The organism is Sphaerotilus sp., from assembly GCF_034519685.1.
GTDB lineage: Bacteria > Pseudomonadota > Gammaproteobacteria > Burkholderiales > Burkholderiaceae_C > Sphaerotilus.
The window spans coordinates 2,280,087-2,296,258 of the sequence record NZ_JAXHOF010000006.1; the positions used below are offsets into that span (position 1 = coordinate 2,280,087).

The 16,172-nt window shown below is 68.3% G+C and carries 14 protein-coding genes; 11 read left to right on the forward strand and 3 right to left on the reverse strand.

Annotation, left to right across the window (positions count from 1 at the left end; all coding sequences use genetic code 11):
* Window positions 1-17 precede the first annotated feature (17 nt).
* Together U5O44_RS21315 and mltB are read right to left on the reverse strand one after the other, a co-directional pair.
* Window positions 18-2,000, reverse strand: coding sequence for an ABC-F family ATP-binding cassette domain-containing protein (locus U5O44_RS21315; protein ID WP_322590377.1), 1,983 nt, complete (start codon window positions 1,998-2,000; stop codon window positions 18-20).
* Window positions 2,001-2,034: 34 nt separating this feature from the next.
* Entirely contained in the window at window positions 2,035-3,075 is a 1,041-nt protein-coding gene (mltB, locus tag U5O44_RS21320; RefSeq protein WP_322590378.1) for a lytic murein transglycosylase B, read from the reverse strand.
* Window positions 3,076-3,169: 94 nt separating this feature from the next.
* On the opposite strand from mltB, the gene U5O44_RS21325 reads away from it, so the two are divergent.
* From U5O44_RS21325 to U5O44_RS21350, 6 genes are all read left to right on the forward strand, one after another.
* Window positions 3,170-3,964: an enoyl-CoA hydratase gene (locus U5O44_RS21325; protein ID WP_322590379.1), complete on the forward strand. Its 795-nt coding sequence runs from the start codon at window positions 3,170-3,172 to the stop codon at window positions 3,962-3,964.
* A 72-nt stretch (window positions 3,965-4,036) separates the two neighbouring features.
* Window positions 4,037-4,492: a BLUF domain-containing protein gene (locus tag U5O44_RS21330; protein ID WP_322590380.1), complete on the forward strand. Its 456-nt coding sequence runs from the start codon at window positions 4,037-4,039 to the stop codon at window positions 4,490-4,492.
* A gap of 1 nt (window position 4,493) precedes the next feature.
* The gene (locus tag U5O44_RS21335) at window positions 4,494-5,216 is read left to right on the forward strand and encodes an EAL domain-containing protein (protein WP_322590381.1); all 723 of its coding nucleotides are present in this window, start codon (window positions 4,494-4,496) and stop codon (window positions 5,214-5,216) included.
* Window positions 5,217-5,282: 66 nt separating this feature from the next.
* Entirely contained in the window at window positions 5,283-7,004 is a 1,722-nt protein-coding gene (locus tag U5O44_RS21340; protein WP_322590382.1) for an NACHT domain-containing protein, read from the forward strand.
* A gap of 24 nt (window positions 7,005-7,028) precedes the next feature.
* On the forward strand, window positions 7,029-8,285 hold the full coding sequence (locus tag U5O44_RS21345) for a formylglycine-generating enzyme family protein (protein ID WP_322590383.1): 1,257 nt from the start codon (window positions 7,029-7,031) through the stop codon (window positions 8,283-8,285).
* Between the two features lie 28 nt (window positions 8,286-8,313).
* Window positions 8,314-9,894: an ATP-binding protein gene (locus tag U5O44_RS21350; protein ID WP_322590384.1), complete on the forward strand. Its 1,581-nt coding sequence runs from the start codon at window positions 8,314-8,316 to the stop codon at window positions 9,892-9,894.
* On the opposite strand, the gene U5O44_RS21355 is transcribed toward U5O44_RS21350, so the two are convergent.
* Entirely contained in the window at window positions 9,879-11,564 is a 1,686-nt protein-coding gene (locus U5O44_RS21355; RefSeq protein ID WP_322590385.1) for an electron transfer flavoprotein-ubiquinone oxidoreductase, read from the reverse strand. The genes U5O44_RS21350 and U5O44_RS21355 overlap by 16 nt on opposite strands.
* A 670-nt stretch (window positions 11,565-12,234) precedes the next feature.
* Between U5O44_RS21355 and U5O44_RS21360 the strand changes: the two genes are divergently transcribed.
* The 5 genes from U5O44_RS21360 (at window position 12,235) to U5O44_RS21380 (ending at window position 16,099) form a co-directional block, all read left to right on the forward strand.
* Window positions 12,235-12,735, forward strand: a complete 501-nt coding sequence (locus U5O44_RS21360; RefSeq protein ID WP_322590386.1) for a hypothetical protein — start codon at window positions 12,235-12,237, stop codon at window positions 12,733-12,735.
* A gap of 137 nt (window positions 12,736-12,872) precedes the next feature.
* Window positions 12,873-13,655, forward strand: coding sequence for an SDR family oxidoreductase (locus U5O44_RS21365; RefSeq protein ID WP_322590387.1), 783 nt, complete (start codon window positions 12,873-12,875; stop codon window positions 13,653-13,655).
* Window positions 13,639-14,310, forward strand: coding sequence for a YceH family protein (locus U5O44_RS21370; RefSeq protein WP_416222208.1), 672 nt, complete (start codon window positions 13,639-13,641; stop codon window positions 14,308-14,310). Before U5O44_RS21365 ends, U5O44_RS21370 begins: the two co-directional genes overlap by 17 nt.
* A gap of 2 nt (window positions 14,311-14,312) precedes the next feature.
* Window positions 14,313-14,750: an acyl-CoA thioesterase gene (locus U5O44_RS21375; RefSeq protein ID WP_322590389.1), complete on the forward strand. Its 438-nt coding sequence runs from the start codon at window positions 14,313-14,315 to the stop codon at window positions 14,748-14,750.
* Complete coding sequence (locus tag U5O44_RS21380; protein ID WP_322590390.1) at window positions 14,747-16,099, forward strand: DNA recombination protein RmuC; 1,353 nt, start codon at window positions 14,747-14,749, stop codon at window positions 16,097-16,099. The genes U5O44_RS21375 and U5O44_RS21380 overlap by 4 nt, the downstream gene beginning before the upstream one ends.
* Window positions 16,100-16,172 lie beyond the last annotated feature (73 nt).

A 16,172-nucleotide genomic window follows, 5' to 3' on the forward strand; every position in this document is an offset into this window, starting at 1 on the left:
GTCCCCGTGACCTGCGTTCAGCCCGCGCCCATCGCCTCGATCTGCTCGCCCAGCTCCAGCCAGCGCATCTCCAGCTCAGCGATGCGATCGTCGAGTTCCTTGAGCTTGCGGCCCTGTTCGGCGCGGGCGGCCGGGGACAGGTTGGCGTCGCCGAGTCCAGCGAGCACGCGGGCGTGGTCCTGCTGCGCGGCCTCCAGCGCCTGCTCGGCCTGCTGCTGCTGTTTCTTCAGCGGCTTGGTCAGCTCGGCGAGCTTGAACCGGGCGGCGGTCTGGGCCTTGCGGTCGTCGCGGCTGGGGATGGCCGCCGGCGGTGCGGCCACCGGGGCGGCGACGGGCGCGGCCACCGGCGCCGCAGCCGCCGCCACTGGCTTGCCCAGCATCGCCCGGTCTTCCTCACGGGCGCGCTTGGCCATCTCCTTGCTCTGCTCCAGCAGCCACTTCTGGTAGTCGTCCAGGTCGCCATCGAAGGGTCGCACCTCGCCGCCCGTCACCAGCCAGAACTCGTCGCAGACCTCGCGCAGCAGCGCCCGGTCGTGGCTGACCAGCATCACCGTGCCCTCGTACTCGTTGAGCGCCATGCTCAGCGCCTCGCGGGTGGTCAGGTCCAGGTGGTTGGTCGGCTCGTCCATCAGCAGCAGGTTGGGGCGCTGCCACACCAGCATCGCCAGCACCAGCCGCGCCTTCTCGCCCCCCGACAGCGAGCCGACCTCCTGGCCGACCATCTCGCCGGTGAAGCGAAAGCGGCCGAGGAAGTCGCGCAGCTCCTGTTCGCGCGCGGCCGGGCCGACGTCGCGCGCCAGCCGGACCATGTGCTGCAGCGGGCCTTCCTCCAGCCGCAGCACGTCGAGTTCCTGCTGCGCGAAGTAGCCGATCGACAGGCCCTTGCCCTCCTGGATGTGGCCGCCCAGGCGCTGGATCGCCCCGGCGAGCGTCTTCACCACGGTGGACTTGCCCTGGCCGTTGGCGCCGAGGATGCCGATGCGCTGGCCCGGCAGCACGGACTTGCTGATGTTCGAGACGATGGTGTTGTCGCCGTAGCCGACCGATACCTCGTCCATCACCAGCATCGGGTTCGGCAGGCTTTGCGGCTCGCGGAACTCGAACTCGAAGTCGGCGCTGGTCAGGATCGGCGCCAGCTTGGTCATGCGGTCGAGCGCCTTGACACGGCTCTGGGCCTGCTTGGCCTTGCTCGCCTTGGCCTTGAAGCGGTCGATGAAGCGCTGCAGGTGAGCGACTTTCTCCTGCTGCTTGGCGAAGGCAGCTTGCTGCTGCGACATGCGCTCGGCGCGCATCATCTCGAAGCCGCTGTAGTTGCTGCCGTAGCGGGTGACCTGGGCCTCGTCGAGGTGCAGCGTGACCTTGGTGACCGCATCGAGGAATTCGCGGTCGTGGCTGATGACCAGCATCGTGCCGTCGAAGCGCAGCAGCCACGCCTCCAGCCAGACGAGCGCGTCCAGGTCCAGGTGGTTCGTCGGCTCGTCCAGCAGCAGCAGGTCACCCGGGCACATCAGCGCCCGTGCCAGTTGCAGCCGCATCCGCCAGCCGCCGGAGAAGCTGTTGACCGGCGCGTCGAGCTGGCTGACGCGGAAGCCCAGGCCGAGCAGCAGCGACTGCGCCCGGGCCGGTGCATCGAAGGCGCCGACCTCGCCGAGCAGCGCGTGCGCTTCGCCGATGGCGAGGCCGTCGTCGGCTTCCTCGGCGGCGGCCAGCGCGGCGCGGGCGGCCATCAGCGGCCGGTCGCCTTCGAGCACGAACTCGGTGGCACCGGTCTCGGTTTCGGGCATGTCCTGCGCGACTTCGGCGATTTCCCAGCGGGGAGGCATCTCGACCTCGCCCTGGTCGGACTGCAGCCGCCCGGTCAGCAGCGAGAACAGCGAGGACTTGCCCGCGCCGTTGCGGCCGACGAGCGAGGCTTTTTCACCGGGCTGCAGCGTGAAGGAGGCGTTCTGGAGAACGATCTTGACGCCGCGGCGCAGCGTGATGGACTTGAACTGGAGCATGGGGGACCGCGCGGGGCGGGTCAGCGGTGGGCGGTTAACGGTTGTCGGCGACGGTCTTGAGCGCGGCCAGCGATTCGGAGAGGTCGATCACGGCCATGGCGTAGTACGCGGACCAGTTGTAGCGGGTGATGGCCCAGAAATTGTCGGTGCCGGCCACGAAGCTCGGCGCCTCGACGCCGTTGCGCAGCTCCACCAGCGCGAGCTTGCCGGTGTGTTGCTGGCCGGCGGGGCTGAGGGTGGCGCCGCGTTCGGCAAATTCGGTGGCGGTGAAGCTGGGCAGGATGTCGGGCGCGAGCAGCACTTCGCGGTCGGCGTCCGTGGTGGGCGGCAGCACGTCGTAGTGCGTGGCCATGTCCTTGACCCAGCCGTGTTCGGCCAGGTAGCGGGCGACGCTGCCGATCACGTCCGGCGTGCTGCGGTGCAGGTCGATGCGGCCGTCGCCGTCGAAGTCGAGGGCGAACTTCAGCCAAGTGCTGGGCATGAACTGCGGCATGCCCAGGGCGCCGGCGTAGGAGCCCTTCAGGCTGAGCGGATTGACCTTGTCGCGCGAGGCCAGGGCGAACAGGGCCTCCAGCTCGCCGCGGAAGAAGGCGCTGCGGTCGCTGCGTCCGCGCGGGAAGTCGAAGGTCAGCGTCGCCAGCGCGTCCACCGCGCGGAAGCCGCCGGTCTGGCGCCCGTAGATCGTCTCGACGCCAATGATGGCCACGATCACCCGCGCCGGCACGCCCCAGCGCGCCTCGGCCTGCTGCAGCCACGCTTCGTTGTCGCGCCAGAACCGCACGCCTTCGCGCACCCGCAGCGTGTCGAGGAAGCGCGAGCGGTAGACCTTCCAGTTCTTCGCCGCCGGGTTGGCCGCCGGCATGATGAACTTGGCGACCTGGGGCTGGTAGCGTGCCTCGGACAGGATGGTGGCGACCACTTCCTCGTCGAGTTCGGGGTTGCGCTGCACCAGCTCGCGGATGAAGGTGGCGACGTCGGCCCGGGCTTCGTAGCCGGGCGGCGGAACGTAGGCAGGCGGCGGTGCTGGCGCGCGGGGCGCAGCCGAGGCGGTGCAGAGCAGGGATTGCAGCAGCACGGCGAGCAGACTTCCGCGCAGTAATCGAAGGACAGGCATGGTCCGATTGTCGCCGCTTTGGCACACTGCCGGAAAACACCCCCGGAGACAGACCATGACCGACACCCCCGACACCTCCCATGACGCCCTGCTGCTGAGCGCCCGCGACGAACGCGGCGTCGTGACCCTGACCCTCAACCGGCCGCAGGCCTTCAACTCGCTGTCCGAGGCGATGCTCGCCGCGCTGCAGACCGAACTGGACACGCTGGCGGACGACCCCTCGGTGCGCTGCGTCGTGCTGGCGGCGGCGGGGCGGGCGTATTGCGCTGGACACGACCTGAAGGAGATGCGCGCCGAGCCGAGCCTGGGCTACTACCGCGACCTGTTCACCCGCTGCGGCAAGGTGATGCTGGCGATCCAGCGGCTGCCGGTGCCGGTGATCGCGCGGGTGCATGGCGTGGCGACGGCGGCGGGTTGCCAGCTCGTGGCGACCTGTGACCTGGCGGTGGCGGTGAACACGGCGCGGTTCGCGGTCAGCGGCGTCAACCTCGGCCTGTTCTGTGCCACGCCGAGTGTGGCGCTGTCGCGCAACGTCGGGCGCAAGACGGCGTTCGAGATGCTGGTGACGGGCGAGTTCCTGTCGGCGGACGAGGCCCGCGCCCGCGGGCTGGTGAACCGTGTCGTGGCACCCGAGGCGCTGGACGCCGAGGTCGAGCGGCTGGTGGCCAGCATCGTCGCCAAGCCGCGCGCGGCGGTGGCGATGGGCAAGGCGCTGTTCTACCGCCAACTGGAGATGGGCGTCGAGGCGGCCTACCAGACGGCGGTGCAGACGATGGCCTGCAACATGATGGACGACAGCGCGCTCGAAGGCGTGCAGGCCTTCATCGACAAGCGGCCTCCCAACTGGTGAGCGGACGAGCGGGCGAGCGGCTCAATTCCGCTGCAGCGCGGTCGATATCTGTCCATCGGTGGGGGTCCGAAGATGTCTGATCTGGTTCATTGCATCTATGCCAGCACGGCCACGCGCGACCTGAGCGCAGACGATCTGGTGACATTGCTGGCGCGGGCGCGGGTGTGCAACGCCGCGCTCGGCGTGACCGGCATGCTGCTGCATGACCGGGGCAACTTCTTTCAGGTGCTGGAAGGCCCGGAGGCGGCGGTGGCACGGCTGTACGCCCACATCGCCACCGATCCACGCCACCACCGCGTGGTCGAGATCATCCACGAGCCGATCGCCCGGCGCAGTTTTCCGGCCTGGACGATGGGATTTGCCCGGCTGGACGATGTGGACCGGGCGCAGATGCCGGGGCTGAACGATTTCTTCGGGGCGGGCCACACGCTGGCGCAGATCGACGGAGGTCGGGCCAAGAAGCTGCTGCAGGCGTTCAGCGCCGGGCGCTGGCACCGGCGTGTGCAGGCCTGCAGCGAGCCGACCTGACGTGAGCGACACCGCCATGCTGCCCCGCTTCTCGTTTGCCTTCCAGCCGATCGTGCAGGCGCTCACCGGCGAGGTGGTGTCGTACGAGGCGCTGATCCGCGGGCCGGGCGGCGAGTCGGCGCACAGCGTGCTGAGCCGCGTGCCGCACGGCGCCTTGCACGGCTTCGATGCGCAGGGCCGCGAGGCGGCCATCGCGCTGGCGGGTCGGCTGGGCCTGCGCACCCAGCTCAACCTCAACTTCCTGCCGCAAAGCCTGTTCAGCGACCACGATTTCCTGACCCCGATGCTGGAGGCTGCGCGCGCCAGCGGCCTGCCGACCGACCGGCTGGTGCTGGAGGTCACGGAGGGCGAGGTGATCGACGACGTGACGCGCTTCGCCCGGCTCATCAAGCGCTACCGGGCGCAGGGGCTGAAGCTGGCGATCGACGACTTTGGTGCGGGTTATTGCGGGCTGAACCTGCTGGCGGAGTTCCAGCCCGACATCCTCAAGCTCGACATGGCGCTGCTGCGCGGCATCGAGCACAGTGGCCCGCGCCAGGCCATCGTCCGCGCCATCCTGAGCGCCTGCACCGACCTCGGCATCGACGCCATCGCCGAGGGCGTGGAGACGGTGGACGAGTTCAGTTGGCTGGCCGATGAAGGGGTGACGCTGTTCCAGGGCTACCTGTTCGGGCGGCCGGGGTTCGAGGCGCTGCCGGTGGGGACGGTGCCGCCGCGTCGGTGACGGGCCGTGTCGCCTATGCTTGCGCGATGGAGAAGCGCAGGCAGGGGACATGGAATGGCGGAGACCGTGACGGTTCGGATCTTTCTGGCATCGCCAAGCGCAGACACGCTGGAGGCGCGGGCCCGCGTGGCGCAGGTGGTCGACGAGATCGGCGCGGATCCGCAGTACGCGCCGCATGTGCGGCTGGAGCTGCGGCGCTGGGATGATCCGGCGCGGCCGGTGGTCTGTGACCGCGCGGGCAATCCGCAGCAGGACATCGTCCGGCAGATCGGCTCGCCCGGCGACTGCGAGCTGGTCATCGGGATCTTTGCGCACACGATGGGCGGCCGGCTGCCGGTGGATCGCTTCCCGGTGCCGGAGGGGCGTGATGAGCCGTGGTTCTGCTCCGAGTGGGAAGTCGAGCAGGGGCTGATCGCCCGGCGGGCGGTGTGGGTGTTCCAGGATCAGAGGCATCCGTCTGACACCAGCATCGACGCAATCGAAAGGTGGCTTGGCGTGAAGCGGTATATCGCTCGCCACAACCTGCCCGATGGCACGCTGCGTGAGGGCTTCAATCCGTTCAAGGATCTCGACGATCTGGCGGACAGGTTGCGATCAGGCTTGCGGGGCTGGCTGCATCGGGAGTTCATTGGTCCGCACAAGAGCGACGCTCCACCCCCGTCAGACACCCGGCGCCAGCGCGAACTCGCCCACCTCGACCACCTGATCGGCCACCTGTCGCAGCACGAGCCGCGCTACGTTCCGCTGTCCGGTGAAGAGACGCCCGAGCAGCGGCTGGAGCGGGTGCTGAAGGATCTGGTGATGCCGTCGGACTTCGTGTTCGATGCCTTCGGGGTGGACGAATCGACGTTCGGGTGTCACCACGGGCCAGCGGCTCGATCGGTGGTGTACCAGGACGTGCTGGAGGCGTACCGGGCCTTGCCGATGCGGGGCGCGGTGCGGCGGCTGGCGGTGCTGGGCGAGCCGGGGGCGGGCAAGACGTTTTCGCTCGGGCGCATCGCGTGCGAGCTGGCGAGGAAGGCCCGTGAGGAGGCGCGGCAGCCGGTGCCGTTGCTGGTCGCGCTCGGATCGTGGACCGACCCGAACGAGACGCTCGACGCCTTCATCGTCCGGCGCAGTCCCCCGTTGCAGGCCGACGACGTGCAGGCGCTGCGCCGCGAGGGTCGGCTGATGCTGCTGCTCGACGCGGTCAACGAGATCCCGCCGGGGCAGCGCGCCACCAAGGCACAGGCGATCGCCGAACTGGCGGGCGACGAGCGGATCGCGGCGCTGGTGCTCAGTTGCCGGCAGCGGGATTTCGAGGCGGAGCTGAAGTCCCGGCTGGCGTTCGACACGCTGCGGTTGTTGCCGCTGCGACCGCTGCAGGTGCGGGACTTTCTGCGGCAGTCGCTGGTGCTGGTGGCGGGGGAGGGCGAAGGCGAGCGGCGGGCTGAAGAGAAGTTCTGGCAGATCGCGGGCGGCGAGGCGATGCGCGAGGTTTGGCGGATGCATAAGCGGGCGGGGACGACATTCGAGCAGTTCTGGACAGCCAAGGACGTACCTAAAGAACCCGATGTGAACCGCTCGATTTACTGGTGGTCGCAGGAACCGTGTTGGCCGTGGCAGTGCAATGCCCGCAGTCTGATCCGGCTGGCCGAAAACCCGTTCCTGCTCACGGTGATGATGCAGTTGCCCGCGATCCCACCGAACCGGGCGCAACTGTTCGCGGGGTTCCTGAAAGTGCTGCACGTGCGTGAGCGCAAGACCCGCGATCAGCGCGGCGACGGCGCCAGCGTGCCGACGCTCTGAGCGTGGAGGGCGGCGCTGGTACAGGTGGCGGAAGCGTTGCAGCGGGTCGATGGGCAGGCCGGTGACGATGGGGCCCGCACGGCGCTGGCGCGTGCGGACTGGCCGGCGGCGCTGGACGAGGCGATGCGGGTGTTCTCGATTGACGCCAGCGTGTTGCAAATGGTGGATGGCGACCTGCGCTTCACGCACCAGTTGCTTCAGGAGTCGCTGGCAGCGGACGTGCTGCTCGACGCCAGCCGCAGCGGGCAGCGTCCGGCGAGCGATTTCTGGCCCGAGCAGCGCGGCTGGAAGCGCACGGGCTGGGAGGTGGTGGCGGAGATCGCGGGGGAAGCCTGCGGGGTGGATGTGACCGCGCAGCACAGGCTGATCGCGTGGCTGTCCGCGTCAACGCCGAAGGTGGCGTTGGATGTGTGGAAGCACCTGAACCGTCCCGTCTTGCCCGCCGAGGTGCGGCAGGAGATTGCAGCACAGTGGTGTCCCCGCTTGACCGACGTTCAGGCCGAACCGGCGCCCGAGTCTCGCGCTGCGATCGGGGAATGGCTTGGGGCACTGGATCTGGATCATCGGCCGGGGACGGGACTTCGACCAGACGGGGTGCCGGACATCGACTGGGTGCGAATCGGTGATTTCGAGATCGGCAGGTACCTGGTGACGAATAGGCAGTGGCAGGCGTTCATCGACGATGGGGGCTATGGCGATGGCCGTTGGTGGGTCGGGCTGGCTGAACGCATGACACCGCAATCGGCCCGGTGGTCCGAGCCAACCGCACCGCGTGAAACGGTGAGCTGGTACGAGGCGATGGCGTATTGCCGCTGGTTGTCAGTCAAGCTGGGAGCCGTGGTGATGCTGCCGACCGAGGCGCAATGGGAGTGGGCGGCGTGTGGTGGGTCGGGGCGGGAGTTCGCGTGGGGGAACGAGTGGAACCTTGATCTGGTGAATGCCGAACGTTGTATCGGACGTACCACTGTGGTGGGCCTGTACCCGAATGGGGCGACTCCTGAAAGCGTCCAGGACATGACGGGCAATGTCTGGGAGTGGTGTCTGAACGAGTACGACAACCCTCAAAACAGCGACCCGACGGGCTCGGCCCGGCGGGTTGTGCGCGGCGGGGTGTGGGACTACCCCTCCGTCAACTGCCGTGCGTCCTATCGCTCCGGGCGTGCTCCCGTCAACCGCAGCAACCTCCTGGGGTTGCGGTTGGTTCGAGCGTCCCCGTGTCTCGCCGCTCCCCTGTATGGCTCCTCCCCCAGCGGGGGAGGCTGGGAGGGGGTAGACGGCTGACCCAAGCGCAAAGCCCTACCATCTACCCATGACCCCATTGCCCCCGCCCCCAAAGCGCCGCCTCCCGATCGGCATCCAGACCTTCCGCCACATCCGGGAAGACGGCTGCTACTACGTGGACAAGACGGGCTTGGCGATCGACCTGATCGAGTCGCCGGGCAAGGCGTTCTTCCTCAGCCGCCCGAGGCGCTTCGGCAAGAGCCTGCTGGTGGACACGCTCAAGGAACTGTTCGAGGGCAACCAGGCGCTGTTCACCGGGCTGGCAGCCGAGATGCGCTGGGACTGGTCGCAGCGGTACCCGGTGATCCGCATCAGCTTCGGCGGTGGCGTGGTGCGCCAGACCGAGGAACTGGGGCCGCGCATTGACGACCTGCTCGCCGTGTGTGCCGCGCAGCACGACGTGACGCTGACCCGGCAGAGCCTGAGCGGTCGCTTCGAGGAGCTGATCCGCCTGCTGCACGCGCAGTCGGGCGAGCGCGTCGTCGTGCTGATCGACGAGTACGACAAGCCGATCCTGGACAACATCGACCGGCCTGAGATGGCGCGGGAGATGCGCGAAGGGCTGAAGAACCTGTACTCGGTACTCAAGGACGCCGACGCGCACCTGAAATTCGTGTTCCTGACTGGCGTGTCCAAGTTCAGCAAGGTCAGCCTGTTCTCCGGCCTGAACCACCTCACCGACATCACGCTCGATCCAGAGTACAGCGCCTTGTGCGGCTACACCGACGAGGATCTGGACACCGTGTTCGCGCCTGAGCTGCCGGGGCTGGATCGCGACGAGATCCGCCGCTGGTACAACGGCTACAACTGGCTCGGCGAGTCGGTCTACAACCCGTTCGACGTGCTGCTGCTGTTCCGCAAGCGTCGCTTCAAGCCGTACTGGTTCGAGACGGGCACTCCCACCTTCCTCGTGAAACTGCTGACCGAGCGCCGGCAGTTCACGCCCGATCTGGGGCGGCTGATGGCGCCGGAGACGCTGCTGTCGACCTTCGACGTGGACACGATCCCGACGGAAGCGCTGATGTTCCAGGCGGGTTACCTGACGATCGCGTCGGAACGCGCCCGACCGGGGCGGACCGACTTCCAGTTGAAGTACCCGAACCAGGAGGTACAGGCGAGCCTGAACGATGTGCTGCTGCAGTCGCTCTCAGGCGACCTGTCCGCCCCGGGGCCGCAGATCAGCCGGCTGTGGGATCTGCTGGAAGCGGGAGACCCGCTGGCGCTGCGGGAGCTGTTCCACGCCTTCTTCGCGTCGATTCCGAACGACTGGTACCGCAACAGCCCGATCGCGCAGTACGAGGGCTACTGGGCCAGCATCTTCTACAGCCACTTCGCCGCACTGGGCCTGGATATCCGCGTCGAAGACACGACGAACAAGGGCCGCATTGACATGGTCGTGTTGACCTGCGGCGCGGTGTGGATCTTCGAGTTCAAGGTGGTCGAACTCGTGCCGGAGGGGAAGGCGCTGGCGCAGATCCAGGCCAAGGGCTACGCCGAGAAGTACCGCGACCGAGGCGAGCCGATCCACCTGATCGGCGTCGAGTTCAGCCGCGAGGCGCGCAACCTCGCGGCGTTCGAGGTCGAGACGCTGCCTTACATGCCCGCGTAGTTCGGCCCGCCGCCACCTTCCGGCGTCACCCAGACGATGTTCTGCGTCGGATCCTTGATGTCGCAGGTCTTGCAGTGGACGCAGTTCTGCGCGTTGATGACGAGCTTGTCGTGGCCGTTGTCGGTCTTGACGAACTCGTATACCCCGGCCGGGCAGTAGCGCGTCTCGGGGCCGGCGTACTTGGCGAGGTTGATCTCCACTGGCACGCGCGCATCCTTGAGCGTCAGGTGCGCGGGCTGGTGTTCCTCGTGGTTGGTGTTGGAGATGAACACCGAGCTGAGGCGGTCGAAGGTGATGACGCCGTCGGGCTTCGGGTACTCGATCTTCTCGCACTCGGCGGCCGGGCGCAGGTAGGCGTGGTCGGGCTTGTCGCGGTGGACGGTCCACGGCGGCGCGGCAAAGCCGAGCTTGGGCAGCAGCCACTGCTCGATGCCGGTCATCACCGAGCCGACGTACACGCCCTTCTTGAACCACTGCTTGAAGTTGCGCGACTTGTCGAGTTCGGCGTGCAGCCAGCTCGACTCGAACGCGGCCGGGTAGGTCTTCAGCTCGTCCTGCTGGCGGCCGGCGACGACCGCCTCGAACGCGGCGTCGGCGGCGAGCATGCCGGTCTTGATCGCGGCGTGGCTGCCCTTGATGCGCGCGGCATTCAGGTAACCTGCGTCACAGCCGATCAGTGCGCCGCCCGGGAACACCGTCTTCGGCAGGCTCAGCAGGCCGCCCGCGGTGATCGCCCGCGCACCGTAGCCCAGGCGCTTGCCGCCTTCTAGGTATTGGCGGATCGACGGATGGGTCTTCCAGCGCTGCATCTCCTCGAAGGGGCTCAGCCACGGGTTCTTGTAGTCCAGCCCGGTGACGAAGCCGAGCGTGACCTTGTTGTCTTCGAGGTGGTAGAGGAAGCCGCCGCCGTAGGTGTCGGCGTTCATCGGCCAGCCGGCGGTGTGGACCACCAGGCCGGGCTGGTGCTTGGCGGGGTCGATTTCCCAGAGTTCCTTGATGCCGATGCCGTAGCTCTGCGGATCCTTGCCCTCGTCGAGCTTGAACTTGGCGATGAGCTGCTTGCCGAGGTGGCCGCGGGCACCTTCGGCGAACAGCGTGTACTTGCCGTGCAGCTCCATGCCGATCTGGAAGCTGTCGCCCGGCTCGCCGTCCTTGCCGACGCCCTGGTTGCCGGTGGCGATGCCCTTGACGCTGCCGTCCGCGTGGTAGAGCACTTCGGCGGCGGTGAAGCCGGGGAAGATCTCGACGCCAAGGGCTTCGGCCTGCTCGCCCATCCAGCGCACGACGTTGCCCAGGCTGATGACGTAGTTGCCGTGGTTGTGGAAGCAGTCCGGGATCAGCGCCTGCGGCGTCTTCGTCGCGCCGGTCTCGGTCAGGAACAGCACCTCGTCGGCGGTCACCGGCTGGTTCAGCGGGGCGCCAAGTGCCTTCCAGTCGGGCAGCAGCTCGTTCAGCGCGATCGGGTCCATCACGGCGCCCGAGAGGATGTGCGCGCCCGGCTCCGAGCCCTTCTCGATCACGACGACCGACAGCTCGTGGTTCTTCTCCGTGGCGAGCTGCTTGAGGCGGATGGCCGCGGCCAGTCCGGCAGGGCCGGCACCGACGATGACGATGTCGTATTCCATCGCGTCGCGGGGGCCGAACTGGTCGAGGATCTCCTGGGGGCTCATGGGCGTCCTTGTCGTGGTGTTTGGTCTGCGAGGGATATCGGGGCGCAGATCTTGCGGGCGGACGAGATTCTAGCGGTCTTCGCGCGCAAAAAAGAACGACCGTTCTTTTTTGTCGTCGTGACAAGTGGCTGTGTTGTTGGGGTTTGTTGGAATGGAGGGGTTGGGGGGGGGGGGGGGGGTCCCCGTGTTGTGGCGGGGTGGGGGCGGTCGGTGGGTCCCGCGTGTTTGGCGTCGCCCGTGCGGGGGGTGGGGGGGGGGGTGTGGCTTTGCGGGTGTGTGTGTCCGGGGCGGCCCGCGCCCCGCCGCTCTGGCGCGTCTGGGGTGGGGCGTGGGCGCCCGCCGCGTCGCTTTCGCGGTGCCGGTTGCGCTGCCGGCGCGCCGCGTGTCCCGGTGGTGGGCCCGGCCCTCGCGCCCGGTGGCGCCCGCTTCGTCACGTACTTCTGCTTTGCTGGCTTGCTCATCCTGTCAGCCTACCTCACCGCTCGACCATCGGCCGGCGGGGTGGGTTGTGCAACAAAGCCCCTGTTCGCAGTCTTTGCCCGACAGAAAAGATAGGGGGGAGAAAGCGGATATTTGTCCGTTTTGTTCAAATCTGGCCGCCGTATGCTGGTCGTGTCGGCCTGCAGACGGGTTTGTCCGCAGCGCTGGTTCATCTGGGGTGGGGTGTCCGATGTTGGGTCTGCTGGTTTCCGAATTCGTGAACATGGTCGAGTCGCACCACGGTGTGCAGGTGGCGGACGCCATCCTGTTCGGCACCGATCTGCCCTCTGGTGGCGACGAGGACCGGCTCGATCGCTACCCGGCGGCGCAGTTGCAGGTGCTGGTCGAGGTGCTGTCGCGGCGGGTCGAGCAGTCGCCGCATGCACTGCTGCAGCGGCTGGCCGCGCGCATCGTCAGCCGCATCCGGCTGGTCAATCCCGAGGTGTTCGCCCGCCATGCCGATCTGTTCGGCCAGATCGCCGCCAGTGGCGAGGATGTGGTGCTGCGCTCCTACGACATCGACGAGGCGGATGTCGAGGAAATCGAGCTGCTGTTCGGTGAGCGCGCGGCTGCCGAATGCCTCGTCCGCGGTCTGCTGGCCGACCTGGCCCGCTATGGGCGCGGATCGGCCGCGTCGCGTCTTCACCGCACCCGGTCTGCACTGACCCAGGTGCGCCAGTGGATGCGCTGAAGAGGGCCGAAAGGACGGCGCAGGCGTGACAGAAGGCCTGCAGGGGCCGTGCTATCTTCAGGTGAAGAAATCGTTGGGCATCACGTGGACGCCACGTTGTCCAGCACGTTGTCCCCCACCTGAAGAGGAGCAAGTCCATGAGCTACCCCATCGATCTGTCCGGCCGCGTGGCCCTTGTCACCGGTGCGTCCAGCGGCCTGGGTGCGCAATTCGCGCGCGTGCTGGCCCGGGCCGGGGCGGCCGTTGTCCTGGCCGGCCGGCGCACTGACCGGCTGAAGGCCCTGCGCGCGGAAATCGAAGCCGCCGATGGTGACGCCCATGTGGTCGAGCTGGACGTGACCGACATCGACAGCATCAAGTCGGCGGTCGCCCACGCCGAGACCGAAGTCGGTGTGCTCGACATTCTGATCAACAACTCCGGCGTCAGCACGACCCAGAAGCTGGTCGATGTCACCCCGGATGATTTCGACTTCGTGTTCGACACCAACGTGCGCGGCGCGTTCTTCGTCGCGCAGGAAGTCGGCAAGCGCATGGTGGCCCGCGCCCGTGGCGCCGCACCGGGAACCTACACCGGCGGGCGCATCGTCAACATCGCCTCGATGGCCGGCCTGCGTGTGCTGAGCCAGATCGGCCCTTACGCCATGAGCAAGGCGGCGGTGATCCACATGACCCGCGCGATGGCGCTGGAGTGGGGCCGGTTCGACATCAACGTCAACGCCATCTGTCCCGGCTACATCGACACCGAGATCAACCACCACCACTGGCAGACCGACGCCGGCCAGAAGCTGATCCACATGCTGCCGCGCAAGCGCCTGGGCACGCCGGCGGACCTGGACGCGGTGCTGATGATGCTGTGCGCCAACGAGAGCCGCTTCATCAACGGCGCCATCATCCAGGCCGACGATGGCTTCGGCCTCTGAGCGGCAGGGGGCGCCAATGAGACGGAACCTGACGCCGATGGAGGCGCGCATCGTGGCGGTGCTGGTGGAGAAGGAGGCGACGGTGCGCGACTCCTACCCGCTGTCGCTGAACGCGCTGTGTGCCGGCTGCAACCAGAAGACGGCGCGCGAGCCGGTGATGACGCTCGGCGAGGCCGAGGTGCTGACCGCGATCGAGGAGCTGAAAAGCCTGAGCCTCGTCAACGAGGTGAGCGGCACACGGGTCGTGCGCTACGAACACAACCTCGCGCGGGTGCTCGGGGTGCCGGGCGCGGCGGCGGCGCTGCTGACGATGCTGGTGCTGCGTGGTCCGCAGACGGCGGCCGAGCTGCGCCTGCACTGCGAGCGGCTGCACCGCTTTGCCGATGTCTCGTCGGTCGAAGGCTTCCTCGACGAGCTGGCCGAGAAGCAGCCGCCGCGGGTGCGCAAGCTGCCGCGGGCGCCGGGGGCGCGCGAGTCGCGCTGGGCGCACCTGCTCTGCGGTGACGCGGGGCTGGAGGCGGCGTCTACCGAGTCGGCGTCGGCCGGCGCGGTCGATGCGGGCTTGGCGGAAGAAGTGGCCGTGCTGCGCGCCGAAGTCCACGAGCTGCGCGGGCAGCTCGGCCGACTCGCCGCGGCGCTGGGCGTGGAGCTGTGACGATGCGATTCGAGATTCCCGACGAAGCCAGCATGCGCTTCACCCACGAGATGGTGTTCCCGATCCGCTGGGGCGACATGGACGCGATGGGCCATGTCAACAACACCATCTACTTCCGCTACCTGGAGATCGTGCGGATCGACTGGTTCGAGCGCCTGGGTTCGCAGCCAGACCCGCGGGGCACCGGCCCGGTGATCGTCAACGCCTTCTGCAACTTCTACAAGCAGCTGGAGTTCCCGGGCGACGTGGTGGCGCGCCACTACGTGTGCAACCCGGGGCGCAGCAGCTTCGACACCTACATCACGCTCGGCCGCACCGACGATCCGGGCGTGGTCTACGCGGCCGGCGGGGCCAAGACGGTGTGGGTGGACTTTCCCGCGCAGAAATCGGTGCCGCTGCCAGACGCCATTCGGACGCTGGTGGGCGCTGGTCTCGGGTGACTGACCACAGCTTGCTGATCGGCCTGCTGGCGCTGGTGGCGCTGCAGGCGGTCGGGCTGGCGTGGCTGGTCTGGCGCCGGCTGATGGATGTCACCACGCCAGCCGACGACACCGAACGCCTGCAGGCCACCGCCGACGCCATCATCGACGCCGGCCACGCCCACAGCGAACGCATCGAGCGCGAGCTGCGCACCGAGGTGCAGGGCAGCGCGCGTGGCACGCGCCAGGAGCTGAGCGCCGCGTTGTCGCAGCTTCAGCGCCTGCTGCTGACCCAGACCGGCGAGGCCAGCCGCACCCAATCCGACCACCTGCGCCAGCTCACCGAAGCCAACGACCGCCGCCTGGCCGGGCTGCAGCAGTCGATGGAGCAGCGGCTCGACGCCGTGCAGCTCAGCGTCGAGCAGCGGCTGGCGAGTCTGCAGGCCGACAACGAGCGCAAGCTCGACCAGATGCGCGCCACCGTGGACGAGAAGCTGCACGCCACGCTGGAGGCCCGCCTCGGCGAGAGCTTCAAGCAGGTCGCCGATCGGCTGGAGCAGGTCCACCGCGGCCTCGGCGAGATGCAGACGCTGGCGCAGGGCGTGGGCGACCTGAAGCGGGTGCTGGGCAATGTGAAGACCCGCGGGCTGCTGGGCGAGGTGCAGCTCGCGGCGCTGCTGGAGCAGGTGTTCACGGTCGGGCAGTACGCGACCAATGTGGCCACCGTGCCGGGCAGCAACGACCGGGTGGAGTTCGCCATCCGGCTGCCGGGGCGGGGCATGGCGGGGGTGGAGGCGCCGGTGTGGCTGCCGATCGACGCGAAGTTTCCGCGTGAGGACTACGAGCGCCTGCTTGACGCGCAGGACCGCGCCGACAAGGCCGCCGCCGAGCAGGCCGGCCGTGCGCTGGAGCTGCGCGTGCGCGACGAGGCCCGCACCATCGCCGCGAAATACCTCGCGCCGCCGCACACGACCGACTTCGCCGTGCTGTTCCTGCCGACCGAGGGGCTGTACGCCGAGCTGCTGCGCCGCCCTGGCCTGAACGAGCGGCTGCAGCGCGAACACCGTGTCACGCTGGCCGGGCCGACCACGCTGCTGGCGATGCTCAACAGCCTGCAGATGGGCTTTCGCACGCTGGCGCTGGAGCAGCGCAGCGCGGAGGTCTGGAAGATCCTCGGCGCGGTCAAGACGGAATTTGCGCGTTTCGGCGAGGTGCTGGAAAAGACCCGCAAGAAGCTGCACGAGGCCAGCCAGACCATCGAATCCGCCGAGGTGCGCACGCGGGCGATGGCGCGGCAGCTGCGGTCGGTCGAGTCGGTCGAGAACCCGCAAACCCTGCCGGAAAACCCGCCGGCCATCCCCCCTGAATGAATGGTGTGACCGCCGATTGCAGGGGGGTGAGCCCTGTTCGCTGCGCGGCAAAGTGCTTAGGCTTCCAATCAAC

What these genes read in the sequence shown, in the direction of transcription:
- U5O44_RS21315 (WP_322590377.1), bottom strand. Translation starts at nt 2,000, where the DNA reads ATGCTCCAGTTCAAGTCCATCACGCTGCGCCGCGGCGTCAAGATCGTT.
- U5O44_RS21350 (WP_322590384.1), top strand. Translation starts at nt 8,314, where the DNA reads ATGACCCCATTGCCCCCGCCCCCAAAGCGCCGCCTCCCGATCGGCATC.
- U5O44_RS21365 (WP_322590387.1), top strand. Translation starts at nt 12,873, where the DNA reads ATGAGCTACCCCATCGATCTGTCCGGCCGCGTGGCCCTTGTCACCGGT.
- U5O44_RS21330 (WP_322590380.1), top strand. Translation starts at nt 4,037, where the DNA reads ATGTCTGATCTGGTTCATTGCATCTATGCCAGCACGGCCACGCGCGAC.
- U5O44_RS21370 (WP_416222208.1), top strand. Translation starts at nt 13,639, where the DNA reads ATGGCTTCGGCCTCTGAGCGGCAGGGGGCGCCAATGAGACGGAACCTG.
- U5O44_RS21360 (WP_322590386.1), top strand. Translation starts at nt 12,235, where the DNA reads ATGTTGGGTCTGCTGGTTTCCGAATTCGTGAACATGGTCGAGTCGCAC.
- U5O44_RS21355 (WP_322590385.1), bottom strand. Translation starts at nt 11,564, where the DNA reads ATGAGCCCCCAGGAGATCCTCGACCAGTTCGGCCCCCGCGACGCGATG.
- U5O44_RS21375 (WP_322590389.1), top strand. Translation starts at nt 14,313, where the DNA reads ATGCGATTCGAGATTCCCGACGAAGCCAGCATGCGCTTCACCCACGAG.
- U5O44_RS21325 (WP_322590379.1), top strand. Translation starts at nt 3,170, where the DNA reads ATGACCGACACCCCCGACACCTCCCATGACGCCCTGCTGCTGAGCGCC.